Consider the following 23181-nt stretch of genomic DNA (forward strand, 5'->3'; position numbering starts at 1 on the left):
CACGGGAGGAGTCTAAGGGCACCGTCCCGCGGCGAGGTGGCGGATGGACGGGGGAAACCGTGCATCCGCCGCATCCTCCCAGGTCAGGAACGCGCACTCGGAAGCACAGGTTCCAGGTCGTTCCAACGGGCGATGTCGCATCCGTTCTTCCGGTGGAACGTGCTGTCCACCTTCCGTCCGTGCCAGGTTCCCGTGATGCGGGCCTTGGCGGGCCCGCCGTCCTGGAAGGTGCAGAGCCGGCGGTCGGGTTCGGCGGCGAAGGGGTCCTTGCCCTCCCGGGAGAGCTGCTCCAGGCGGTCGCAGGCCTCCTTGGCCTCGGGGTGGTCGCCGCCGGCCGGGCGGCATTCCAGCCGGTACTCGCCGTCGATCCGGCGGTTGCCGGTGTCGGACACGGCGACGGTGAGGCGGTCGGGGGACGCCAGCAGCCGTCCGAGGGGCAGCGGTGGCAGCGGGCCGACGGCCGCGGTGGCCAGGGCGGAGGTGACGGCGAAGGCGGCGAGACGCAGCATGGGGCACTCCAGGTCGTCCGTACGTCGTACGCCTCACCAACGACGCGCCCGCTCCGACGTTTCGTGTTTTAAGGCTTTGCCCTGTGGGCCCGGCGCCTTGTACCGTGGGAGCGGATTGGTGACCGGCCCCGCGGCTGTGTCATCATCTGCACGCACCTTCGTACGCGAGGGTGTGCTGGAGGCGTCGCCTAGTCCGGTCTATGGCGCCGCACTGCTAATGCGGTTTGGGGCTTACACCCCATCGAGGGTTCAAATCCCTCCGCCTCCGCACTCACGAAGCCCCGGTCCTCACGGACCGGGGCTTCGGTGCGTTCAGGGCTCGGACGCGGGGCCCGTACCGCCGGGCTCGGAGGTTCGGGGTTTCGGGCTGCCCCCGGTGGGTAACCCGGCGGGCTCCAGACCGGCCGAGGATCCGGGCGGACGATCTTCTTCCGGGGCGTTTTCGCAGGTCAGATGCCATGTGGCTAATGGATTTCGCGTCCCGGCGAGGTCCATGTATTGTTGTTCTCGCAAGGCCAACCGGGCGGAAAACACCGGGAAGCCCAAGCACTCGTAGCTTAACGGATAGAGCATCTGACTACGGATCAGAAGGTTGCAGGTTCGAATCCTGCCGAGTGCACAGCCGAAGAGGCCCCCCGGTTCACCGGGGGGCCTCTTGCGTTGTCCTCACACCCCGGTCGACAGCTTTCGCGGTCAGATGGTCGTTTGAACCTTTGAAGGGCTGAAGATCTGGATATCGGGCAGTGCGGCACCGATCGAGAAGACCTTCACCAAGGGCGTGGACATCTACGAGGTGCAGGCGATCCTGACGCAGTTCGTGGCCCGCTGGCCCCGGCGGGCGGCTGCCGGGGGCCGTCCGGGTGACGGGTGGCTCCCGGCGCCGACCGCGACGGCCCCCTACGGCCGGGCGGGCAGGACGCGGGGCAGGCCCGTCACCGACATCACCAGGGAGTAGAGCGAGGTGGTGGCGGTGATGAAGAGGCGGTTGTTCTTCGGGCCGCCGAAGGCGATGTTCGAGACGGGTTCCGGGACGCGCAGGCGGCCGATCAGGTCGCCGTCCGCCGCGTAGCAGTGCACCCCCGACTCCATCGCGGCCGCCCAGAGCCGGCCCTCGTCGTCGAAGCGGATGTTGTCCACCGAGGGGCAGGCCGTGAAGACCCGGTCCCCGCCGAGGGTGCCGTCGTCGCCGACCTTGAAGGCGCGGATGTGGCCCGCGCGGGTGTCGGCCGCGTACAGCTCGCTCTCGTCGGGGGAGAAGACCAGGCCGTTCGGGCCGAGGAAGCCGTCCGCGACGAGCCGGACCTCGCCGGAGGCCGGGTCGGCGCGGTAGAGGTTGCAGGCGCCGATCTCGCTCGGTGCGCGCCGGCCCTCGTAGTCGTTGGTGATGCCGAAGTCGGGGTCGGAGAACCAGACCGAGCCGTCGGAGCGGACCACCGCGTCGTTCGGGCTGTTGAGCCGCTTGCCGTCGTAGCGGTCGGCGATGACGGTGATCCGGCCGTCGGGCTCGGTGCGGGTGACGCGCCGGTTGCCCTGTTCACAGGTGATCAGGCGGCCTTCCCGGTCCAGGGTGTTGCCGTTGGAGTGCCCGGCCGCGGAGCGGAAGACGGAGACCGCGCCGGTGGCCTCGTCCCAGCGCAGCATCCGGTCGTTGGGGATGTCGCTCCACACCAGCTGGCGCCAGGCCGGCAGGTAGAGCGGGCCCTCGGCCCACCGGCAGTCGTCGTGGAGCCGCTCCAGGCGCAGGTCGCCGTTGGCGCAGCGGCCGGTACGGAAACGTTCATCCAGGATCTCGTACAAGGCGAGGTCGGCAATGCCTGACATGATTCCCCCAATTGAGTGATGAGCCGAATTTTGTTCGGCGTGATCGTGAGATTGCAGGATCAGGTACCGTCTTCGCAAGAGCTGCGGGTCCCAGGGGAGGAACAGCGCGTGGACGACATCGACCGGGCACTCGTCCGGCGCCTCCAGGAGGACGCGGGCCAGTCCTACGCCGCCCTCGGCGCGGCCGTCGGGCTTTCGGCCGGCGCCACCCACGAGCGGGTGCGCAAACTGCGCGAGCGCGGGGTCATCCGGCGCACGACCGTCGACGTGGACCCGGCCGCGGTCGGCAGCGGGGTGCTCGCCTACGTCATGGTCGACTCCCGCGCCTGGATGGGGGACTCGCGCGAGGCCTTCGAGGCCATCGCCGAGATCCAGGAGGCGCACATCATCGCGGGCAGCGCGTCCGTCATGGTCAAGGTGCGCACGGCCACGACCGGGCAGCTGCAGGACGTCCTGCGCCGCCTCTACGCCATCGAAGGGGTCAGCGGCACCCAGGCCACCGTGGTGCTGGAGACCTTCTTCGAGCGCTCCCTCCCGCTGTGACCTGGCGCTGCACGGGCATCCGCTGGAGCGGCGGCGGCCCCGCCATCGGCTGGTGCGACCCGGCCGGCCGGGAGCGCGCCGGCCCCCTCGGGTACGGGCGTCCCCTGGCCTTCGAGGCGCGGGGCGAGCGGCGCTGCCCGGGGGTGCGGCGGGCCGGCAAGCGGACCCCGTGCCCGGCGGCCCGGACCGTACCCGGGCGCACGGGATCGGCCCAGTGTCCCGAGTGCGCCCGCCTCGACCGGTCCTTCTCGGTGGCCGCCGACACCAACGCCGCCGATCCGCGCACCTACCGGGTGTACCTGGCCTGGTTCGGGCCCGGGATGGTCAAGGTCGGCATCACCGCCGAGGAGCGCGGGGCCGTCCGGCTGCTGGAACAGGGGGCGGTCACCTGGGCCTGGCTGGGGCGCGGCCCGCTGATGGCCGCGCGCCGGACCGAGGAGCTGCTGCGCGCCGCCCTCGGGGTGCCCGACCGGATCGCGTACGCCCGCAAGCGCGCGGTACGGGCGCGGTTGCCGGGCGGGCCCGAGCGGGCCCGGGAGGTCGCCGAACTGCACGCCCGCGCCGCCGCGCTGCCCGGGTGGCCCGACTCCCTGGAACGGGTGGGCTGCGAGGTCACCGACCACGCCGGGGTGTTCTGGCCGGACGGTCTGCCCGCTCCGGCCCGGGTGGTCACGGAACTGGTGCCGGGCGGGACCGTCGCGGGCCGGCTCGTGGGCGCCGCCGGGCCGGACCTGCACTTCGCCGACGGGCTCGTGCTGGACACCCGGCTGCTGGTCGGCTGGGAACTGGCCGCGGCGCCCGCGGAGGCGGTCACCGACGTGCCGCTCGCGGACATCCCCCCGGTGGTGCCCCCGGCCGCGCAGGACGGCCTGTTCTGACGCGGGGGCCGTCCCGGCGGACAAGGTCAAAACTTGGATCCCTTTGGCCTTCCGGGGCCGTTTGCGGTGGACACGCCGGGGGCCGTCCGCCGAGGGTGGAGGGCATGAGCATCCAGCCCGTGCAGGCGTTCGAACCGCCTTATGTGATGGCCGTATTCAGCAACGTCCGCACCCCCGACGAGAGCGGATACCCCGAGACCAACGCCCGGATGAACGAGCTCGTCGCCGACAACCCCGGCTTCCTCGGCTACGAGTCCGCGCGCACCCCCGGAGGCCTCGGGATCACCGTCGCCTACTTCCGCGACCACGAGTCCCTGGGGGTGTGGCGGGAGGACATGGAACACCAGGCGGCGATGAAGCAGGGCCGCGCCCACTGGTACGAGAGCTACACCCTGCACGTCGCGACCGTAGAGCGGAGCCACGGCTTTGCCCGCAACGGCTGAGGCGCTCCGTGCCTTCCGCGAGCGGCTCGGACTGCCCGGACTGGTCGACGTGCACACGCACTTCATGCCCGAGCGGGTCCTGAGCAAGGTCTGGGACTACTTCGACGGATTCGGCCCGCTCACCGGGATCCCGTGGCCCATCACCTACCGGCACGAGGAGGAGCAGCGGGTCGCGCTGCTGCGGGAGTTCGGGGTCCGGGCCTTCACCTCCATGCTCTACCCGCACAAGCCCGCGATGGCCGCCTGGCTCAACTCCTGGGCCGCGGACTTCGCCGCCCGCACCCCCGACTGCCTGCACACCGCCACCTTCTTCCCCGAGGAGGACGCGGCGGCGTACGTCCGGCGGGCCGTGGAGGGCGGGGCTCGCGTCTTCAAGGCGCACCTCCAGGTCGGCGGGTACGACCCGAACGACGAGCGGCTGGACTCGGTGTGGGGGCTGCTGGCCGAGGCCGGGATCCCGACCGTGATCCACTGCGGCTCCGGCCCCGTGGCGGCCAAGTACACCGGTCCGGGGCCCGTCGGCCGGCTGCTGGAGCGCACGCCCGGCCTGCGGCTGGTCATCGCCCACATGGGCATGCCCGAGTACGTCGACTTCCTGGACCTGGCCGACCGCCACCCCGGGGTCCTCCTCGACACCACGATGGTCTTCACCGACTTCTCCGAGCGGCTGAGCGGTTTCCCGCCCGCGGAGCTCGGACGGCTCGCGGACCTCGGGGACCGGATCCTGCTCGGCACCGACTTCCCGAACATCCCCTACCCCTACGAGCACCAGCTCCAGGCACTCGAACGCCTCGGCCTCGGCGACGACTGGCTGCGGGCCGTCTGCCACGACAACGGCGCCCGCCTGTTCGGGCTCGCGCCGGCCCCCGTTTCCTGAGCGGCGTTTCTCAGGAGATTCACAGGAAGGGGCAAGAACGCTCTCAGAGGCGGCGCCCAACGTGAAGTCATGACTGCGACGACCACCTCCCACGCGTCCACGTCCACCGGCACCCCGACGGCCCTGGTGCGGCCCGACGGCGGACCCTGCCGGGTCCTCGTCGTCGACGACGAGGCCTCGCTCTCCGAGCTGCTGTCCATGGCCCTGCGCTACGAGGGCTGCGAGGTCCGCAGCGCCGGCGACGGAGCGGGCGCGGTACGGGCCGCGCGGGAGTTCCGCCCCGACGTGGTGGTCCTCGACATCATGCTCCCCGACATGGACGGGCTGGCCGTCCTCGGCCGGCTGCGCCGTGAGATCCCGCAGGTCCCGGTGCTGTTCCTGACCGCCAAGGACTCCGTCGAGGACCGGATCGCCGGCCTGACGGCGGGCGGCGACGACTACGTCACCAAGCCCTTCAGCCTGGAGGAGGTCGTCGCCCGGCTGCGCGGTCTGGTCCGCCGCTCCGGCGCCGCCCAGGCGGCCCGGGGCGGCTCGGTCCTGACCGTCGGGGACCTGAGCCTCGACGAGGACAGCCACGAGGTGGTGCGCGGAGGCCAGGAGGTCCACCTCACGGCCACCGAATTCGAGCTGCTGCGCTACCTGATGCGCAACCCGCGCCGGGTGCTCAGCAAGGCGCAGATCCTGGACCGGGTCTGGTCCTACGACTTCGGCGGTCAGGCCAACGTCGTCGAGCTCTACATCTCCTACCTGCGCCGGAAGCTGGAGGGCGGCACCGGACTGCCCCCGATGATCCACACCCGGCGCGGTGCCGGCTACCTGATCAAGCCGGCCGAGTAGTGACCCTGCGCCCGCCCCTGCTCCGCCGCCGCTGGTCCCTGCGGACCCGGCTCGTCGTCTCGGCGGTGGCACTGATCGCCGTCGTGGGGGCGGCCATCGGCACCGTCACCACCCTCGCGCTGCGCTCGTACCTGGTCGACCGGCTCGACGAGCAGCTGAGCGTCTCCCTGGACATGGCCTTCCGCGGCCCCGGCGCCGGGAAGGCGGCCCGCGAGAACAGCCTCGGCTTCGTCCTGGCCCCGGGAAACCCGAACGGCACCGCGGGGATCCGCCTCGGCCCCGACGGCAAGGTCCTCGCCTCGGGGCTCAGCTCCTCCGGCGACGGCTCCCCGCTCGACCACGTCCGCCCCCTCGACGAGGCCCAGTCCCAGGCCCTCCTCGCCGCCGCCCGCCGAGCCGCCCACGGCCGCCCCGGGCCGGTGGAGGCGGAGCTGCCGGGACTCGGCGGCTACCGGGTGCGCGGCGCCGCCGACGGCAGCCTGGTCCTCGCCATCCCGCTCCGCGACGTCGACCGTACGGTCGGCACCCTCGTCGGGGTCGAGGTCTCCGTCACCCTCGCCGGGCTGATCGCCGCATCCCTCGCCGGACAGGCCCTGATCGGGGTCGCCCTGCGCCCGCTGCGCCGGGTCGCCGCCACCGCCACCCGGGTCTCCGAACTCCCCCTGCACAGCGGCGAACCCGACCTGCACGAGCGGGTGCCCGACGCCGAGGCCGACCCCCGCACCGAGGTCGGCCAAGTCGGCGCCGCCCTCAACCGGATGCTGGGCCACGTCTCCTCCGCGCTCACCGCCCGCCAGCAGAGCGAGATGCGGGTCCGCCAGTTCGTCGCCGACGCCAGCCACGAGCTGCGCACTCCGCTGGCCTCCATCCGGGGATACGCCGAACTGACCCGCCGGGGACGTGAGGAGCCGGGTCCCGACACCCGGCACGCGCTGGGCCGGATCGAGTCCGAGGCCACCCGGATGACCGGTCTGGTCGAGGACCTCCTGCTGCTCGCCCGCCTCGACGCGGGCCGCCCGCTGTCCACCGCCGACACCGACCTGGCCCCCCTCGTCATCGACGCCGTCAGCGACGCGCGGGCCGCCGGCCCCGACCACCACTGGCATCTGGCCCTGCCCGACGAGCCCGCGCCCGTACGGGCCGACGCGGCCCGGATCCAGCAGGTCCTGGTGAACCTCCTCGCCAACGCCCGCACCCACACCCCGCCCGGCACCACCGTCACGGCCCGTGTTTCACGTGAAACATCCGCCGTCCGGCTCCGCGTCGAGGACGACGGCCCCGGCATCCCGCCCGAGCTCCTGCCCCACGTCTTCGAGCGCTTCGCCCGAGGGGATGCCTCCCGCTCCCGCGCCGCCGGCTCCACGGGCCTCGGCCTCGCCATCGTGCAGGCCGTCGTCTCGGCGCACGGCGGGCGGGTCGAGGTGCACAGCGCGCCCGGCCGCACCGCCTTCGAGGTCGCGCTGCCGCTCGCCACCGGCCCGGCAGGGGACTCACAGACGGGGCACAGGCTCACCACACAGCGGTGACAGCGCGCCCCACGAGGGTCGGAGCATGTCAACCGACGCCTCTCCAGGGGCCCTGCCGGCCCGGGCGCCCCTCGCGCTCCGGCCCGGCGTGCCCGTACTCGACGTGGTGATCCCGGTCTTCAACGAGGAGGAGGACCTCGGCCCGTGCGTGCACAGGCTGCACGCCCACCTCACCCGCACCTTCCCGTACCCCTTCCGCATCACCGTCGCCGACAACGCGAGCACCGACCGCACCCCCGAGGTCGCCGCCGGCCTCGCCCTCGGCCTCGCGGAGGTGCGCAGCACGCGGCTGGAGGAGAAGGGCCGCGGCCGCGCCCTGCGCACCGTGTGGAGCCGGTCGGAGGCGCCCGTCCTCGCGTACATGGACGTGGACCTCTCCACGGACCTGAACGCGGTGCTGCCGCTGGTGGCCCCGCTGATCTCCGGCCACTCCGACCTGGCCATCGGCACCCGGCTGGCCCGCTCCTCGCGGGTGGTGCGCGGAGCGAAACGCGAGTTCGTCTCCCGGGCCTACAACCTGCTGCTGCGCTCCTCCCTCGCCGCCCGCTTCAGCGACGCCCAGTGCGGGTTCAAGGCGATCCGGCGCGAGGTGGCCGAGCGGCTGCTGCCGCTGGTGGAGGACTCCGGCTGGTTCTTCGACACCGAGCTGCTGGTGCTCGCGGAGCGGGCCGGGCTGCGGATCCACGAGGTGCCGGTGGACTGGGTCGACGACCCCGACTCCAGCGTCCACCTCGTACGCACCGCCGCCGAGGACCTCAAGGGGGTCTGGCGGGTGGGGCGGGCGCTGGCCGTCGGGACGCTGCCGCTCGACCGGCTCGCCCGCCCCTTCGGAGACGACCCGCGCGACCGCGGCGCCCTGCCGGGGGTGCCGCGGGGACTGGCCCGGCAGCTGCTCGGGTTCTGCGCCGTCGGCGTGCTGAGCACCCTGCTCTACCTGCTGCTCTACTCCGCGCTGCGGGAAGCGGCCGGACCACAGGGGGCGAACGCCGCCGCGCTGCTGCTGTGCGCCGTCGCCAACACCGCCGCCAACCGCCGGCTGACCTTCGGGGTGCGCGGGCGGGCCCGTGCGGTGCGCCACCAGGCCCAGGGGCTCGTGGTGTTCGCCATCGGGCTGGCCCTGACCAGCGGGTCCCTCGCCGCCCTCGGGGCGGCCACCGCGGAGCCGGCCCACGGCACCGAGCTGGCCGTGCTGATCACGGCCAACCTCGCCGCCACCGTGCTCCGGTTCCTGCTGTTCCGCGCCTGGGTCTTCCCGGAACCGCGCGACGGCCGCCAGGGCCTGTGCGACGGCCGCCGGGGCCCGTGCGACGGCCGCCGGGGCCCCTCGGGAGCCCCCGGGAAGCCGGCCGACCCCACCGTCCCCACCATCCCCACCACGACCGAGGAGGGTCCGTGACCACGGCCGTGCTTCCGCTCTTCCCACCCGCCGCCCCCGTTCCCGCCACCGCGCACGGCGCGGCCACCCGGCCCCGCTGGGAACGGCCCGCGTACGCCGCCCTGCTGCTGGCCACCACCGTGCTCCTGCTCTGGAACCTGGGCGCCTCCGGCTACGCCAACTCCTTCTACTCCGCCGCCGTACAGGCGGGCTCCGAGAGCTGGAAGGCCTTCTTCTTCGGCTCCTCCGACGCCGCAAACTCCATCACCGTCGACAAGCCCCCGGCCGCCCTGTGGCCGATGGCGCTGTCGGTACGGCTCTTCGGGCTCGGTGCCTGGCAGATCCTGGTCCCACAGGCCCTGATGGGCGTCGCCACCACCGCCGTGCTGTACGCCGCCGTACGCCGCCAGTTCGGTCCGGCGGCGGCCCTGCTGAGCGGTGCCGCCTTCGCGCTGACCCCCGTGGCCGCGCTGATGTTCCGCTTCAACAACCCCGACGCGCTGCTCACCCTGCTGCTGACCGTCACCGTGTACTGCGTGCTGCGCGCCCTCGAAGGGGCGCACACCCGGTGGCTGCTCTGGGCCGGCGTCGCGGTCGGCCTCGGCTTTCTGGCCAAGACCCTCCAGGCGTTCGTGATCCTGCCGCCGCTCGCCGTCCTCTACGCCGTCTGCGCGCCGACGCGGCTGCGCCGGCGCCTGGGGCAGCTGCTGCTGGCGGGGCTGGCCGCGCTGGTGGCCGGCGGCTGGTGGGTGGCCGTGGTGGAGTGGTGGCCCGCCGACTCCCGCCCGTACATCGGCGGCTCGCAGCACAACTCCTTCCTGGAACTGACCTTCGGCTACAACGGACTCGGCCGGATCAGCGGCAACGAGACGGGCAGCGTCGGCGGAGCGGGCGCGGGCGGCCCCGGCGGGGGCGGCTGGGGGCAGACCGGAATCGACCGGCTCTTCTCGGGCAACATCGGCGGCCAGATCTCCTGGCTGCTGCCCGCGGCCCTGGTGCTGCTGGTGGCCGGGCTGGTCGTCACCTGGCGGGCCTCCCGGGCCACGGACACCCTGGAGGGCATGGCCCGCGCGGCCTTCCTCGCCTGGGGCGGCTCCCTGCTGATCACGGCCGTGGTCTTCAGCTGGATGCAGGGCATCTTCCACGAGTACTACACCGTCGCCCTCGCGCCCTTCGTGGCGGCACTCGTCGGCATGGGCGTGGCCGTGCTGTGGGAGGAGCGGGGCGGCCGCGCCGCCGCCCTCGCCCTCTCCGGGACCCTCGCGCTGACCGCGTGGTGGGCCTTCGTCCTGCTCGGCCGCTCCGCCGGGTACCTGCCCTGGTTGCGCTGGGCGGTGCTGGTCGCGGGCCTCGGGGCGGCCGTCGCACTGCCGTTCGCGGCCCGGCTGGGGCGCCGGGCGCTGCTCGGGGCCGCGGCCGTCGGGCTCCTCGCGGCGCTGGCGGGACCGTTCGCGTACTGCCTGACCACGGTGGGCACCGGCCACACGGGCTCCATCGTGACCGCGGGTCCGGCGGTGGCGGGCGGCCGGGGCGGGTTCGGGGGACCGGGCGGCATGCCGGGACGCTTCGCCCCCGGCGGGGAGGCTCCGCCCCGGGGGACGCCCCAGGGGATGCCGCAAGGAATGCCCCAGGGGATGCCGCAGGGCGGGCCGGGCCGGATGCCGGGTGCCGCGGGGATGCAGGGCGGACCCGGTGGCCAGGAGGCCCGGGGCGGCCGGGGCGGGACCGGTGGCCAGGGCGGTCCCGGCGGGCTGCTGGGCGGGACCCGGGTCGGTGCGCAGGCCACGGCCGCGCTGCGCGCCGACGCCTCCCGCCACACCTGGGCGGCGGCGGCCATCGGCTCGCAGAACGCGGCGAGCTACCAGCTGGCCTCGGGTGTTCCCGTGATGGCGGTCGGCGGCTTCAACGGCAGCGATCCCTCCCCGACCCTGGAGCGGTTCCAGGAGTACGTGAAGGCCGGGAGGATCCACTGGTTCATCGCCCGCGGCGACGGCACGGCGGGCCGCGGCGGCGGTCCGGGCGGGGCCGCGGGCAGCGCCATCGAGGAGTGGGTGAAGGGCGCCTTCAAGGCCACCACCGTGGGCGGAGCCACCTTCTACGACCTGACGGCTCCCTCGACCGGCGCGTCCTGATCCCACCTGCACGGAGGGGTGACCCCCTAGCATCAAGAGGGCGGACCGGGCATTCCGGGCTGATCCCCTTGTGGCGAGGAGGGTGCCTCCATGGCGACCGAGGCCGATCCGGGCGGGACCAGGACCAGTGTGTGGCTGGCCGTCAGGCCCGCCGCACCCGCCAGACGCCGCAGCGAGGCACCGTCGGGGCTGGACCGGGACAGGATCACGGCCGCCACCGTGCGCCTGCTCGACGCCGAGGGCCTGGGCCGGTTCTCCATGCGGCGCCTGGCCGCCGAACTCGGGGTCACCGCCATGTCCCTGTACTGGTACGTGGACACCAAGCACGACCTGCTCGAACTGGCTCTGGACAGCGCACTGGGCCAGCAGCGGCTGCCGGCCGGGCCGCCCCCGCGGGAGGCCTGGCCGGGACGGCTGCGGACCCTCGCCTGCGGGTACCGGCGGCTGCTGGCGGAGCATCCGTGGGTGGCCCCGCTGAGCGTGGCCTATCCGAACATCGGCCCGCACGCACGGGCCTTCGACGCCGCGCTCCAGCGGTTGCTGGACGCCACCGGCCTGGTGGACCCCGGCCGGACGGGAGCGCATCTGGCGGTGTCCCAGTTCCTGAACGGCTGTGGGCTGAGCGGCTGCGGGGGTACGGTCCGCCGGGCGCCGGACGCGGACTTCGGTCTGGCCCTCGACGTCCTGATCGCGGGGATCGAGGCCAAGGCCGGGGGCCGGGCCCCGGGCCTGCGACCCCGGTGACGGTGACCGGCGGGCGCACGGCGAGGGGGGGGGGGGGGGGGGGGGGGGGGGGGGGGGGGGGCGGGGGGCCGCCCCCCCCCCCCCCCCCCCGCCTCCCTTCGTGGTCACTGCCGGGCCGCGGCCTCCGCCGCCCCGGCCTGTGCCGGGACCTCGGTGGAGCCCTCGGCGGCCGGGGCGTGGGCGGCCGGCCTCGACTTCAGCGCGACCTCCTTGATGAAGACCACCAGCACCAGGGCGAGCAGCGCGAACGGGGCGGCGTAGAGGAAGACGTCGCCGACGCCGTGCCCGTACGCGGACTCGATGACCGTGCGGAACGGCGCGGGCAGCTTGTCGAGGTCGGGGATCCCGCCCCCGCCGGTGCCGCCGTGGCCCATGGCGGCGGCCTTCGGTCCGAGCTCGGCCAGGCCCTCCTCGACGTAGTGGGTGACCCGGTTGGCCATGACCGCACCGAGCGCCGAGACGCCCACGGCGCCGCCGAGCGAGCGGAAGAAGGTGACGACGGAGCTGGCGGAGCCGAGGTCCTCGGGGGCCACCTGGTTCTGGGTGGCGAGGACCAGGTTCTGCATCATCATGCCGAGGCCGAGGCCGGTCAGCGCCATGAAGATCGCGATGTGCCAGTAGGCGGTGTCGTGGCGCAGGGTGCCCAGCAGGCCGAGGCCGGCGCTCAGCAGCACGCCGCCGGAGACCAGCCAGGCCTTCCACTTGCCGGTCTTGGTGATGATCTGGCCGGAGACGGTCGAGGAGACGAAGAGGCCGCCGATCATCGGGATGGTCAGGATGCCCGACATGGTGGGGGACTCGCCCCGGGCCAGCTGGAAGTACTGGCTGAAGAAGACCGTGCCGGAGAACATCGCGATGCCGACGAAGAGCGAGGCGGCCGCGGCCAGGCTGATGGTCTTGTTGCGGAAGAGCCGCAGCGGGATGATCGGGTCGCTCGCGCGGGACTCGACGAGGACGAAGAGCAGGCCCAGCGCCACGGCGCCGCCGGTCATCGCCCAGGTCTGCCAGGAGATCCAGTCGTACGAGGTGCCGGCCTGGGTGACCCAGATCAGCAGCAGGGACACGGCGCCGCTGATGAGGGTGGCGCCCAGCCAGTCCACCTTGACCTGGCGGCGGACCACGGGGAGGTGCAGGGTCCGCTGGAGCACGATCAGGGCGATGACCGCGAAGGGCACGCCGACGTAGAAGCACCAGCGCCAGCCGAGCCAGTCGGTGTCGGTGATGACGCCGCCGAGGAGCGGGCCGCCGACGGTGCCGACGGCGAAGACCGCGCCGAGGTAGCCGCTGTAGCGGCCGCGCTCGCGCGGGGAGATCATCGCGGCCATCACGATCTGGGCGAGGGCGGAGAGGCCGCCGACGCCGATGCCCTGGACCACGCGGCAGGCGATGAGCATGCCGGTGTTCTGGGACAGGCCCGCCACGACGGAGCCGAGGACGTAGATGACCAGGGATATCTGGACGAGCAGCTTCTTGCTGAAGAGGTCGGAGAGCTTGCCCCAGAGGGGGGTCGCGGCCGTCATCGACAGCAGGGCGGCGGTGACGACCCAGGTGTAGGAGGACTGGGTGCCGCCGAGATCGCTGATGATCTTGGGCAGGGCGTTGGAGACGATCGTGGAGGACAGGATCGCCACGAACATGCCGAGCATGAGCCCGGACAGCGCCTTCATGATCTGGGCGTGGGTCATGGGTGCGCCGTCGGACGTGGTCTCCGACCGGCCGCCTCCCCGCACACCGTGGGGTGTGGTCGTAGCCATGGGTTTCCTTTGTCTAGAAGCTCGATCGGAGTCGGGCCAGCAGGGTGTTGAGCGCGTCGATGTCTTCGGACGACCAGTCGGCGAGCGCCTTCTCCAGCGCGTCCGTGTAGCGGGCGCCGAGCTCGCCGAGCACGGCGCGGCCCGCTGTGGTGAGGCGCAGGATCCGGCAGCGGCCGTCACCGGGGTCGGTCTCCCGATCGATCCAGCCGCGGGCCGCCAGGTGGGCGACGTGGCGGCTCGACACGGAGATGTCGACGGCCATGTACTCGGTGAGCCGGCTGAGCCGCATCTCGCCGTGCCGGTCGAGCACGGTGAGGACGGCGGCGGCGCCGGGCGGGCAGTCCGGGGGCAGGATCCGGGCCAGGTCGCGGCGGACCGCTCCGATGCTGGTGAGCTGGCGGGCCAGCTCCTCGTACCGGGTGGTGCTCTGCGCCGCGTGCGTGGTCACGGGACCGCCCTCCATCTCGTTGCTTCAGGCAACCATAGATTCGAATGGTTGCTACAGGCAAATGAAAATGGGGGGTGCGGCGGTAAAGGAATCGGAAAACCCGTTAGGGTCCTGGGTCATGGCTGCGAACCACAACTCACCTGACCCCGAGGGTGCCCACGACCCCGCGGGCAGCACCCAGATGTTCCGCGCGTTCGTGGAGGAGGCCGAGCCGGCCCGAACCCCGTCCGTGCCGGGCGCGCGCCGGCGTCCGAAGGAGTCCGGCTCCAAGACGGGCCTGTGGCTGGCCGTCGGCCTCGGCCTGCTGGTCGTGGTCGGCGTGGCCCTGTGGCAGGCCTTCGGCTAGCCGTACGTGGCGGTGACGTTCCGGGTGTCCACGTGCATGCCCAGGGGGACCCGCCAGGACTCCACGCAGACCGTGTAGGTCTGCGTCCTCGACGTGCCGCCCGCGATGGGGGCGGGCAGGGGCTGGCTGGTGGTGACGGTGGCCCAGTCGATGCCGAGCGCGCCGATGACGTGCGTCGCGAAGGTGACCGTTCCCGAACGGGCGGCGGTGGAGCCGGTGTTGGTGAAGGTCACCGTGACGCGCTCGCACCAGCGCTCGGACGCGGCCGCGCGGGCCGGGGCGCTCAGCGTGAGCCGGGCCGGGGTGGCCGGCGGGGGTGGCGGCGGGGTGCCGGGCTTCGTGCCGGGAGGGGCGGGTGGGGTCGGCGTGCCCGGGGTGCCGGGTGGGGTCGGACTGCCGCCCGAGCCCGAGCCGCCCGACCCCGAGCCACCCGACCCCGAGCCACCCGGGCCGCCCGAGCCACCTGAGTCGCCCGCGGTGCCCGACCCCGAGCCGCCCGCGGTGCCCGACCCCGAGCCGCCCGCGGTGCCCGACCCCGAGCCGCCCGCGGTGCCCGACCCCGAGCCGCCCGCGGTGCCCGAGCCCGGGATGCCGCCCCCGCCGGAGCCGGCCGTGCCCGCGCCCCCGGGGGCGTCCGGGACGGTCGGGGTGCCGGGGTCGGGGGCGGAGCCGCCGGGGGGCGCCGTCGTCGCTCCGCCCGGGGCGGAGCTCCCGCCGGGCCGGTCCCCCGACGGGCCGGGCGACGTAACGGGGGGCGCGGCGCCGGGCGGCAGGGCCTGGAACTCGACCCCGTCCCGGGGTGCCACGTTCTCTCCGGCGCCCCGCTCGGGGCCGGGGGCGGCGGCGCCCAGGGCGACGTAGCCCTCCCGTGCCGGGCCGCCGCAGCCCGCGAGGGCGGCGCCGGCCACGGCGCACAGGGTGAGGGCGAGCGCCGCGCTGGATCCCGTTCGCATCGCGCCAGTTTTCCTGACGGAATGTCAAATGTGAACCCCGCGGCCTCCGCTCAGTGCCGGGCCCGGCCCGGGATCACTCCCCGATCAGGCCCACGCGCAGCTGCGCGAGCGTCCGCGTCAGCAGCCGGGAGACGTGCATCTGGGAGATGCCGACCTCCTCGCCGATCTGCGACTGGGTCATGTTCGCGAAGAAGCGCAGCATGATGATCTGCCGCTCCCTGGGCGGGAGTTTGGCGAGCAGCGGCTTGAGCGACTCCCGGTACTCGACCCCTTCGAGCGCGGTGTCCTCGTAACCGAGGCGGTCCGCGAGCGAGCCCTCGCCGCCCTCGTCCTCGGGGGAGGGCGAGTCGAGCGAGGAGGCGGTGTAGGCGTTGCCGACGGCGAGGCCGTCGACGACGTCCTCCTCGGAGACGCCGAGCACGGCCGCCAGTTCCGGCACGGTCGGGGACCGGTCCAGCTTCTGGGCGAGCTCGTCGCTGGCCTTGGTCAGCGCCAGGCGCAGCTCCTGGAGCCGGCGCGGGACGCGGACGGACCAGGAAGTGTCTCGAAAGAATCGTTTGATCTCGCCCACGACGGTCGGCATGGCGAACGTCGGGAACTCCACGCCGCGTTCGCAGTCGAACCGGTCGATCGCCTTGATCAGGCCGATGGTGCCGACCTGGACGATGTCCTCCATCGGCTCGTTGCGGCTGCGGAACCGGGCCGCCGCGTAGCGCACCAGCGGCAGGTTCAGCTCGATCAGGGTGTCGCGTACGTACGCCCGTTCGGGGCTGTCCGCGTCCAGTGCGGCCAGTCGCCGGAAGAGGGAGCGGGAGAGGGTCCGGGTGTCGATGGCTTCCGAGCGGTTGTGTGCCGCGGGTGCTGCCGGCACCTCACGCTTGACGAGCGTGAGCACCTTGGAGCTGCCCTGGTCTACGGACATGCCACCCCCTTGAGGTCGCGGACGGTCGCGCTTCTCTGCGCGCCCGTCGGAGGAACGCAGCCTCCACCTGAATACCGGAGGCGGGGCTGCGGCAAACGCGGTTCCAGCAGAATGTCACATGTCGGCAACACGCTGTAGCGTCATGTCGACAAGTATCTCCAGCGACAGACCACCGACCGAGCGGAATGAGCCGGTTCTGTAGGGAAACGCTGGAACGCCTCCACCCGATCCGGTTAAGCCTCGATCCTGTTTGCGGATCTCAGACGGGCGAAGCTCCTCGCGAGCAGTCGCGACACGTGCATCTGGGAAACCCCGAGCTCGGCGCTGATCTGCGACTGCGTGAGGTTGTTGTAGTACCGCAGGAGCAGGATCCGCTGCTCGCGCTCGGGCAGCTGCACCAGCAGGTGGCGTACGAGGTCGCGGTGTTCGACCCCGGCCAGCTCCGGGTCCTCGTAGCCGAGCCGGTCGAGCAGGCCGGGCATCCCGTCGCCCTCCTGGGCGGCTTCGAGCGAGGTCGCGTGGTAGCTGCGGCCGGCCTCGATGCAGGACAGCACCTCGTCCTCGCTGATCCGCAGCCGCTCGGCGATCTCCGGGGTGGTCGGGGTCCGGCCGTGGAGGGTGGTGAGGTCCTCGGTGGCGGCGTTGACCTGCACCCACAGCTCGTGGAGGCGGCGCGGGACGTGGACGGTGCGGACGTTGTCCCGGAAGTACCGTTTGATCTCGCCGACCACCGTGGGCATGGCGAAGGTGGGGAACTGGACCCCGCGCTCCGGGTCGAACCGGTCGATCGCGTTGATCAGGCCGATGGTGCCGACCTGGACCACGTCCTCCATCGGCTCGTTGCGGCTGCGGAAGCGGGCGGCCGCGTAACGGACGAGCGGCAGGTTCGCCTCGATCAGGGCCCCGCGCACGCGCTCGTGCTCCCTGGTGCCCGGCTGGAGGCCCTTCAGCTGCCCGAAGAGGACCTGGGTGAGGGCCCGGGTGTCGGCTCCCCGGCTCTGCGGCCGCGGGGCGACGGGAGGGGAGGGAGGTTCCTCGTGCGGCTCCGCGCGGGGCTCCTGCGGGTGGGGCACCTGGGAGTCCTGCTGGGGTGGCACCTGAGGCGCAGTACTGGCCGGCACGGTCACGCCACCCTTTCGGTCAACTATCCGTCAAAAGCGGTCATAGCATCACAAGACAGGTGCACTATGCGCAAGCACCGTATATCGCCGTGTTGAGGGCAAGTTGGGCATATCGGGGCATTATGTTCGAACGGTGGGAATACAAAAGACCCCCCACCCGTCGGAGTGGGGGGCCGGGAAGTCCGGAAACCGCTTCAGCGTACGGGTTCAGCTCACCAGTTCGGTGATGAACTCGCCGATGCCGGAGGCCGCGTCCGACAGACCCTGGAAACCGATTCCCACCATCTCGGCAGCCCGCTTCGGCTGGGTGATGATCACGAAGAGTACGAACACGGTGAGGACGCCCGTGATGAGCTTCTTGGTGTCCATGAACGGTGTCGGCCTCCCCAACCGGTACTGCAAAGTCGGTGGAGTCTAACCGGTCAAGTTGTGGCACTCACCTGTCCTTTAAGGACCAATGACCCGGTGGAACGGGCCCTTTGCCGCTGCGTACCGGGTTGCGCGGGGCGCAGGATTGAGGAGAGCCCACCGGTTCTGGCAGGAAATCGGTGGGCGAGGGACAGGACCTCACTGCGGGGTCCGAGCCGCGAGCTTCCCCCCCTGACCGCGGCTCGGGCTGGCAGGTCCCGTCCTCATCGGGGGAAGTGGCTTGTCCCCCCGATGCCACTTCCCCCGTTCCCACGTCGAAGGTCCCGGCTCCGGCCGGGGCCTTCTTCGCGTGCGCCGTGCGCCGTGCGCCGAGTCGTCGCAGCGTCCGAGTGCGGCTATTCGAGGCCGCCGGCGAGGTCCGCGATCGGCTGGACGGGTGCGATCACGGGCGCGAGCTGGTTCGGCAGCTCCATCAGCTGGTTGAGCTGGTTGGCCCCCGCGCTGAGCTTCGAGCCGATCTCCTGGACCGAGCGCGGCTGGGCGCCCGCCGGCATGTCCGGGGTGGCCGTCGGCAGGTCCGGGAGGGTGAGGGGGGCGAGGCCCGCGGCGGAGGCGGCGGGTGCGGCGAGGCCCGCGGCGGCCCCCGCGAGGGCGATGGCGGCGAGGATGCGCTGGGTCTTGTTCATGCCGTGACAACGGCCGAGCGGTCGGCCGGTCACGGCGGGCATGCACGAGAGCCCCGGTTCGTACGAACCGGGGCTCTCGTCAAGTGCGGTAGTGGAGGGATTTGAACCCCCGATGGGTTGCCCCATACTCGCTTTCGAGGCGAGCTCCTTCGGCCACTCGGACACACTACCGAGATAGATCCTAGCCGATGGCGGGGAGTGCTTTGCAACTCGGACCCGAGTGGCCCTCCTCACCGTCCCCTCACAGCTCGCGGAAGAACTCCGTCAGCTGCCGCGCGCACTCCTGCTCCAGCACCCCGCGGATCACCTCGGGCCGGTGGTTGAGCCTGCGGTCGCGCACGAGGTCCCAGAGCGACCCCGCCGCGCCCGCCTTCTCGTCCCCCGCGCCGTAGACGACCCGGGCCACCCGCGCCTGCACGAGCGCCCCCGCGCACATCACGCACGGCTCCAGGGTCACCACGAGGGTGCACCCCGGCAGCCGCCATTCCCCGAGCCGGGCGGCCGCCCGGCGCAGCGCCAGTACCTCGGCGTGCGCCGTGGGGTCGCCCGTGGCCTCCCGCTCGTTGTGGCCGGAGGCGAGGAGCTCCCCGGCCGGGCCGAGCACGACGGCACCGACCGGCACGTCGCCGGCCGGTACCGCCAGGGCGGCCTCCGCCATCGCCAGGCGCATGGGGTCGCGCCAGGGATCCCGGACGGGATCGGGGTCGTACGGGGTGTCGTGCACGGTGATCACTAGCGGACGGCCTCCAGTACCTCGGTGGCGCCGAGGGCGTCGGCGATCTCCGAGAGGGCGTCTCCGTCGAGGGACATCAGTTCCTTGTGGCCGACCCCGAGGTCGTCCAGCAGCCGGGGGTCGCCGAGCGGACCGGCCGGGACCGGCTCGGCGCCGGATCCCACCCCGTCGTCCGCGTCGTCGTCCCCGTCCGTGAACGCGGCGATCGGTTCGTCCTCGCCGTCCTCGGTACCGTCCAGGTCCAGTTCGTCGAGGTCGTCGTCGTCCTCGTCGTTGCCCAGCAGCTCCTTGGTCAGCATCGAGCCGTAGGAGCTGCGGTCGGCGGCGGAGGCGTTCGACACGTAGTACCGGGGGTCCTCCTCCCCGTCCACGCGGACGACGCCGAACCAGGCGTCCTCCTGCTCGATGAGGGCGACCACCGTGTCGTCGTCGACAGCGGCGGAACGGGCGAGATCGATCAGATCACTGAGGGACTCGACGTCGTCGAGTTCCAGGTCGCTCGCTTCCCACCCGTCTTCGGTGCGCGCGAGCAGTGCGGCGAAATACACCGTGACTCTCCCACTGGTCATAGGCGTGCCGGTTGGAGGTCCCCCCGGCCGGAGGTTGGGGTCCGCAACGGCCGTGACGCTCGCCGGTCCGCACCCCGCCCAATCGGCATCGTGGCAGAAACAGCGGCTTTGCGAGAGGTCTTCGGCGCGGCGGCCGTGTCGCGGCGCCGGTCGCGGTGAGGGCCGTCGGGCCGCTCACCAACGGAATGTGCGCATCCGCATCTGCTGGCGCATCCGGGCCGCACGGGCGCGCCGCGGCTGGACCCGGTCGCGAAGTTCCCGGGCCTCGTGCAGATCGCGCAGGAACTGGGCGCGCCGCGCCCTGCGCTGCGCCGCCGTCTCCGGCGCCTCGTACGCCTCGGTGTCGTTCCTCGCGGTGCTCCCGTCGCTCGCGTCGGTCTCGTTCGTCTGCGTGTCGGGCATCGGCCACCACCCACGGCTGGTCCGGTCGTCCTCCTCCGCCGGCGCGAAGCAGTCCCCCCGCTCCCACCTTCCCCCGGTCGGCGCGTTTGATGCCACCCCTCGCCGGATCGGCCCAGGTCAGGCGTCCTCGTCGGCGCGGAGGGCCGGGACGACGGCCACGGGTCCGTGCGCGTGGTGGAGGACCGCGTGCGCCACGGATCCCATCAGCAGCGCCCGCCGGCGCGGGTGGTGGCGGCCCACCACGACCAGGGCCGCCGTCCGGGACGCCTCCACCAGCCGTCCGGCGGCGTCCCCGGGCACCGCGGCCTGCTCGACGGGCACGTCCGGATAGCGGGCGCGCAGCGGGGCGAGGCGCTGCGTCTGGGAGCGCAGCATCTCCCGTTCGGCGGGTACGGCGTCCCCGTCGTCGGCGAGCGCCTCGGGCGGGATCACCTGGAAGGGACTGTCGATCACCAGGTTCGGTCCGGGCGGGACGGCGTACGCGGAGACCACCTGGACGGTGGTCCCCCGCGCGGCGGCCTCGGCGAACGCGAAGTGCAGTACGTCCTCGGGCGTCTCCGCGGCGTGCAGCCCGAGCACCACCCGGCCGGCGGAGGCCCCGGCGCCGTACGGGTCCGTGTCGCGCGGGCCGGTGCCGTGCGGGTCCGTGCCGGGCGAGCCGTCGGCGGAAGGGCCCCCGGCGTGCGCGTCGGCCCGGGGCGCGTCGCGGTCCGCGTGCGGGACGACCACGACGGGGCAGGTCGCGGTGGTGGCGACGGCCCTGCTGTTGGAGCCGAGCAGCAGCGTGGCGAACCCGCCGCGCCCGCGGGAGCCCATCACCAGCATCGTCGGCGCGGCCTCGGCGGCGATGGCCCGCAGGGCTTCCGGTACGGAGCCCTCCAGGGCCTCGTAGCGGACCTCCCGGGGCAGCTCCGGGGCGGCTTCCAGGACGCCGCGCACGTAGTCGCCCACGGGGTCGGCGAACCGCTCCGGCTGGTTCGGGTCGCGCAGGGAGGAGCGGCGGCCCGCATACAACTGGGAGGTGTCGGGCAGTACATGGGCGACCAGCAGGCCGGTGCCGCGGCACAGGGCGGCCGTACGGGCCCACTCCAGGGCCCGCAGGCTGTGGTCGGATCCGTCGACGGCCGCGATCACCGGTGGGTTGCTCACCAGTCAAGGGTGCTGGGCGACGCGGCGCGCCGCACGTCGGGCCGCGACGGCCGCCGATACCCGGCGCGGGCGCCGTCGGGGACGCGCGGGGGTCCTCCCAACGCGTAGCCTTTTGCCAGTGGGTCGCGAACAGGCGGCCGTTTTCGCAGGTAGCAGGGTCGCAGGTCGCAGATCGCAGGTCGAAGCCCGGCTGAGTCTTGGAGGATGTTGTGCGTTTGCAGGTCGTCGATCACCCCTTGGTGGCGCACAAACTCACCACGCTGCGCGACAAGCGCACCGACTCCCCCACCTTCCGTCGGCTCGCCGACGAGCTGGTGACGCTCCTCGCCTACGAGGCCACCCGCGACGTGCGCACGGAGCAGGCGGACATCGAGACCCCGGTCGGCCCGACCACCGGCGTCAAGCTGTCGTACCCGCGTCCGCTGGTCGTGCCGATCCTGCGCGCCGGTCTCGGCATGCTGGACGGAATGGTGCGGCTGCTGCCGACCGCCGAGGTGGGCTTCCTGGGCATGGTCCGCAACGAGGAGACCCTGGAGGCCTCCACGTACGCGACGCGCATGCCCGAGGACCTCTCCGGGCGCCAGGTCTACGTGGTCGACCCGATGCTGGCCACCGGCGGCACGCTGGTCGCCGCGATCCAGGAGCTCATCAAGCGCGGCGCCGACGACGTGACCGCCGTGGTGCTGCTGGCCGCGCCCGAGGGCGTCGAGGTCATGGAGCGCGAGCTTGCGGGCACGCCGGTGACGGTGGTGACGGCCGCCGTGGACGAGCGGCTCAACGAGCACGGCTACATCGTGCCGGGCCTGGGGGACGCGGGCGACCGCATGTACGGCTCGGCGGAGTAGGCCGCACACGGCGCTATTCGGGTGGGGCGGGCGGGCGGCCGGTGGGTCCGGGCCGCCCGCCTCAGCACTTTCCGGCGGGTGCGGGCACCGGGTTGGCCAGGGCGGCCAGTGCCTTGTCCGCGTCCGCCTTCGGGGTGAGCTCCTTGAAGGAGTCGCCCAGGATCAGGTCGATGTCCGCGCCCTCGCGGGTGTCGGTCTGGGTGGTGACCCCGGTGAGCTGGGCGGCGAGGACGGAGTACGCCGCCTTGTCGGTCCTGGGGGAGCCGACCAGTATCCCGGCGCCGGGGACCTTCTTGTCGAAGTCGGCGGGGGCGTTGCCGACCTGGCCGATGGCGAAGCCGCGTTTCTCCAGCTCGTCGCGGACCGCCTTGGCGAGCCCCGCGCGCGGGGTCGCGTTGTAGATGTTGACCTTGATCTGGCCGGGCTGGGGGAGTGCGACCGCGGGGGTGGCCGAGGGGGCCGCGCCGGGACCGGTGTTACCGGCCTTGGCAGCCTTGACGGGGGTGGCGGACGCCGTGGGGCAGTCCTTGCCGGCCGCCGCGTTCCGCTTGCCGCCGTCGCCTCGGAACACGTCGATGAGCTGCAGTGCCCCGTAACCGAGCAGGGCCAGCGCGAGGACCGATCCGAGCAGGGCGAGCACGACCTTGCGGCGACGCCGGGGACGGCTCATGCGGGGGTAGGCAGCTCCCGTGATGCGGTACTTTCCGCCCATGCCGGGGGGAGTGAGCATGCTCATGGGCGCAGCGTAGTGCCGTACCGGAACGATGCCTACTAAATGATCTGTTGATCGGGTAAGGCTGACCCGAAAGGCGCAATCAGTCCATTTCCAGGACGCGTGCGTGCAGCACCTGACGCTGCTGGAGCGCCGCGCGCACGGCGCGGTGCAGCCCGTCCTCCAGGTACAGGTCGCCCTGCCACTTCACGACGTGCGCGAAGAGGTCGCCGTAGAAGGTGGAGTCCTCGGCGAGCAGCGTTTCGAGGTCCAGCTGCCCCTTGGTCGTCACGAGCTGGTCGAGCCGGACCGGGCGCGGGGCGACGTCCGCCCACTGCCGGGTGGTTTCCCTGCCGTGGTCGGGGTACGGCCGCCCGCTTCCGATGCGCTTGAAGATCACACGGAAAGCCTACCGGGCCCGCGCCTCCGGGCGCAGCCGCGCTCCGGCGGTGCAAAGGTGGCGGACAGGGCTATTTCGGGAGTGATG

At 72.9% G+C, this 23181-nt stretch carries 26 protein-coding genes, 3 tRNA genes and 1 pseudogene; 15 read left to right on the forward strand and 15 right to left on the reverse strand.

Translation table 11 applies throughout. From position 1 onward, the window contains the following. Positions 1 to 83 precede the first annotated feature (83 nt). Positions 84 to 509 carry an SSI family serine proteinase inhibitor gene (locus tag ACEPPI_RS12035; protein ID WP_373915218.1) on the reverse strand — a complete coding sequence of 142 codons (426 nt, stop codon included), beginning with the start codon at positions 507 to 509 and terminating at the stop codon, positions 84 to 86. Between the two features lie 177 nt (positions 510 to 686). Between ACEPPI_RS12035 and ACEPPI_RS12040 the strand changes: the two genes are divergently transcribed. The 3 genes and pseudogenes from ACEPPI_RS12040 to ACEPPI_RS12050 form a co-directional block, all read left to right on the forward strand. Next, a tRNA-Ser gene (locus ACEPPI_RS12040) sits at positions 687 to 777 on the forward strand. A gap of 278 nt (positions 778 to 1055) precedes the next feature. Further along, positions 1056 to 1128 (forward strand) — tRNA-Arg (locus tag ACEPPI_RS12045). 102 nt (positions 1129 to 1230) lie between these two features. Then, a pseudogene (locus ACEPPI_RS12050) lies at positions 1231 to 1335 on the forward strand (PH domain-containing protein); the annotation flags it as partial. 71 nt (positions 1336 to 1406) lie between these two features. On the opposite strand, the gene ACEPPI_RS12055 reads toward ACEPPI_RS12050, so the two are convergent. Beyond that, positions 1407 to 2330, reverse strand: coding sequence for an SMP-30/gluconolactonase/LRE family protein (locus tag ACEPPI_RS12055; RefSeq protein ID WP_373915220.1), 924 nt, complete (start codon positions 2328 to 2330; stop codon positions 1407 to 1409). Positions 2331 to 2438: 108 nt separating this feature from the next. Between ACEPPI_RS12055 and ACEPPI_RS12060 the strand changes: the two genes are divergently transcribed. From ACEPPI_RS12060 to ACEPPI_RS12100, 9 genes are all read left to right on the forward strand, one after another. Next, on the forward strand, positions 2439 to 2873 hold the full coding sequence (locus ACEPPI_RS12060) for an Lrp/AsnC family transcriptional regulator (protein WP_373915221.1): 435 nt from the start codon (positions 2439 to 2441) through the stop codon (positions 2871 to 2873). Further along, a complete protein-coding gene (locus ACEPPI_RS12065) occupies positions 2870 to 3751 on the forward strand; it encodes a DUF2797 domain-containing protein (protein WP_373915222.1) in 882 nt (293 codons plus the stop codon). The genes ACEPPI_RS12060 and ACEPPI_RS12065 overlap by 4 nt, the downstream gene beginning before the upstream one ends. Positions 3752 to 3855: 104 nt before the next feature. Beyond that, on the forward strand, positions 3856 to 4194 hold the full coding sequence (locus ACEPPI_RS12070) for an antibiotic biosynthesis monooxygenase (RefSeq protein ID WP_373915223.1): 339 nt from the start codon (positions 3856 to 3858) through the stop codon (positions 4192 to 4194). Further along, positions 4178 to 5071 (forward strand): amidohydrolase family protein, encoded by an 894-nt coding sequence (locus ACEPPI_RS12075; protein WP_373915224.1) that lies wholly within the window; start codon positions 4178 to 4180, stop codon positions 5069 to 5071. The genes ACEPPI_RS12070 and ACEPPI_RS12075 overlap by 17 nt, the downstream gene beginning before the upstream one ends. A 69-nt stretch (positions 5072 to 5140) precedes the next feature. Further along, positions 5141 to 5908 (forward strand): response regulator transcription factor, encoded by a 768-nt coding sequence (locus ACEPPI_RS12080; protein ID WP_371677550.1) that lies wholly within the window; start codon positions 5141 to 5143, stop codon positions 5906 to 5908. Beyond that, a complete protein-coding gene (locus ACEPPI_RS12085) occupies positions 5908 to 7434 on the forward strand; it encodes a sensor histidine kinase (RefSeq protein ID WP_373915225.1) in 1527 nt (508 codons plus the stop codon). Before ACEPPI_RS12080 ends, ACEPPI_RS12085 begins: the two co-directional genes overlap by 1 nt. 25 nt (positions 7435 to 7459) lie before the next feature. Beyond that, entirely contained in the window at positions 7460 to 8830 is a 1371-nt protein-coding gene (locus ACEPPI_RS12090) for a glycosyltransferase (protein WP_373915226.1), read from the forward strand. Next, on the forward strand, positions 8827 to 10941 hold the full coding sequence (locus ACEPPI_RS12095) for a glycosyltransferase family 39 protein (RefSeq protein WP_373915227.1): 2115 nt from the start codon (positions 8827 to 8829) through the stop codon (positions 10939 to 10941). Before ACEPPI_RS12090 ends, ACEPPI_RS12095 begins: the two co-directional genes overlap by 4 nt. A gap of 90 nt (positions 10942 to 11031) precedes the next feature. Beyond that, the gene (locus tag ACEPPI_RS12100; protein WP_266840475.1) at positions 11032 to 11685 is read left to right on the forward strand and encodes a TetR family transcriptional regulator; all 654 of its coding nucleotides are present in this window, start codon (positions 11032 to 11034) and stop codon (positions 11683 to 11685) included. A gap of 104 nt (positions 11686 to 11789) precedes the next feature. Here the strand turns inward: ACEPPI_RS12100 and ACEPPI_RS12105 are convergent, their stop codons facing one another. Both ACEPPI_RS12105 and ACEPPI_RS12110 read right to left on the reverse strand, forming a co-directional pair. Then, positions 11790 to 13439, reverse strand: coding sequence for an MDR family MFS transporter (locus ACEPPI_RS12105; protein WP_373915228.1), 1650 nt, complete (start codon positions 13437 to 13439; stop codon positions 11790 to 11792). Between the two features lie 13 nt (positions 13440 to 13452). Continuing rightward, positions 13453 to 13902: a MarR family winged helix-turn-helix transcriptional regulator gene (locus ACEPPI_RS12110; RefSeq protein WP_373915229.1), complete on the reverse strand. Its 450-nt coding sequence runs from the start codon at positions 13900 to 13902 to the stop codon at positions 13453 to 13455. Between the two features lie 103 nt (positions 13903 to 14005). On the opposite strand from ACEPPI_RS12110, the gene ACEPPI_RS12115 reads away from it, so the two are divergent. Further along, positions 14006 to 14233 (forward strand): hypothetical protein, encoded by a 228-nt coding sequence (locus tag ACEPPI_RS12115; RefSeq protein ID WP_373915230.1) that lies wholly within the window; start codon positions 14006 to 14008, stop codon positions 14231 to 14233. Here the strand turns inward: ACEPPI_RS12115 and ACEPPI_RS12120 are convergent. The 8 genes from ACEPPI_RS12120 to ACEPPI_RS12155 all read right to left on the reverse strand — a co-directional run bounded on the left by ACEPPI_RS12120 (position 14230) and on the right by ACEPPI_RS12155 (position 19565). After that, positions 14230 to 15186: a hypothetical protein gene (locus tag ACEPPI_RS12120; RefSeq protein ID WP_373915231.1), complete on the reverse strand. Its 957-nt coding sequence runs from the start codon at positions 15184 to 15186 to the stop codon at positions 14230 to 14232. The genes ACEPPI_RS12115 and ACEPPI_RS12120 overlap by 4 nt on opposite strands. A gap of 73 nt (positions 15187 to 15259) precedes the next feature. Next, entirely contained in the window at positions 15260 to 16108 is an 849-nt protein-coding gene (locus ACEPPI_RS12125) for an RNA polymerase sigma factor SigF (RefSeq protein WP_373915232.1), read from the reverse strand. 233 nt (positions 16109 to 16341) lie between these two features. Then, the gene (locus ACEPPI_RS12130; RefSeq protein WP_373915233.1) at positions 16342 to 17229 is read right to left on the reverse strand and encodes an RNA polymerase sigma factor SigF; all 888 of its coding nucleotides are present in this window, start codon (positions 17227 to 17229) and stop codon (positions 16342 to 16344) included. A 207-nt stretch (positions 17230 to 17436) separates the two neighbouring features. Further along, on the reverse strand, positions 17437 to 17598 hold the full coding sequence (locus ACEPPI_RS12135) for a hypothetical protein (protein ID WP_266840481.1): 162 nt from the start codon (positions 17596 to 17598) through the stop codon (positions 17437 to 17439). A gap of 395 nt (positions 17599 to 17993) precedes the next feature. Next, positions 17994 to 18284: a hypothetical protein gene (locus tag ACEPPI_RS12140; RefSeq protein WP_356212037.1), complete on the reverse strand. Its 291-nt coding sequence runs from the start codon at positions 18282 to 18284 to the stop codon at positions 17994 to 17996. An 86-nt stretch (positions 18285 to 18370) separates the two neighbouring features. Continuing rightward, positions 18371 to 18455 (reverse strand) — tRNA-Ser (locus ACEPPI_RS12145). Positions 18456 to 18525: 70 nt separating this feature from the next. Beyond that, positions 18526 to 18954: a tRNA adenosine(34) deaminase TadA gene (gene tadA, locus ACEPPI_RS12150; protein ID WP_051840298.1), complete on the reverse strand. Its 429-nt coding sequence runs from the start codon at positions 18952 to 18954 to the stop codon at positions 18526 to 18528. 62 nt (positions 18955 to 19016) lie between these two features. Further along, positions 19017 to 19565 (reverse strand): hypothetical protein, encoded by a 549-nt coding sequence (locus tag ACEPPI_RS12155; RefSeq protein ID WP_373915255.1) that lies wholly within the window; start codon positions 19563 to 19565, stop codon positions 19017 to 19019. Positions 19566 to 19853: 288 nt separating this feature from the next. On the opposite strand from ACEPPI_RS12155, the gene ACEPPI_RS12160 reads away from it, so the two are divergent. Beyond that, complete coding sequence (locus ACEPPI_RS12160; protein ID WP_373915234.1) at positions 19854 to 20078, forward strand: hypothetical protein; 225 nt, start codon at positions 19854 to 19856, stop codon at positions 20076 to 20078. Positions 20079 to 20105: 27 nt separating this feature from the next. Here ACEPPI_RS12160 and ACEPPI_RS12165 read toward each other — a convergent pair whose 3' ends face one another. Continuing rightward, on the reverse strand, positions 20106 to 21137 hold the full coding sequence (locus ACEPPI_RS12165; protein WP_373915235.1) for a universal stress protein: 1032 nt from the start codon (positions 21135 to 21137) through the stop codon (positions 20106 to 20108). A 209-nt stretch (positions 21138 to 21346) separates the two neighbouring features. On the opposite strand from ACEPPI_RS12165, the gene upp reads away from it, so the two are divergent. After that, positions 21347 to 21982, forward strand: coding sequence for a uracil phosphoribosyltransferase (gene upp, locus ACEPPI_RS12170; protein WP_266575412.1), 636 nt, complete (start codon positions 21347 to 21349; stop codon positions 21980 to 21982). A gap of 61 nt (positions 21983 to 22043) precedes the next feature. Here the strand turns inward: upp and ACEPPI_RS12175 are convergent, their stop codons facing one another. Next, a complete protein-coding gene (locus ACEPPI_RS12175; protein WP_373915236.1) occupies positions 22044 to 22718 on the reverse strand; it encodes a LytR C-terminal domain-containing protein in 675 nt (224 codons plus the stop codon). Positions 22719 to 22797: 79 nt separating this feature from the next. Beyond that, positions 22798 to 23094 (reverse strand): type II toxin-antitoxin system VapB family antitoxin, encoded by a 297-nt coding sequence (locus ACEPPI_RS12180; RefSeq protein WP_008740979.1) that lies wholly within the window; start codon positions 23092 to 23094, stop codon positions 22798 to 22800. Between the last annotated feature and the right edge of the window lie 87 nt (positions 23095 to 23181).

The sequence above is a fragment of the Streptomyces sp. AB3(2024) genome, from assembly GCF_041862025.1.
Classification (GTDB): domain Bacteria; phylum Actinomycetota; class Actinomycetes; order Streptomycetales; family Streptomycetaceae; genus Streptomyces.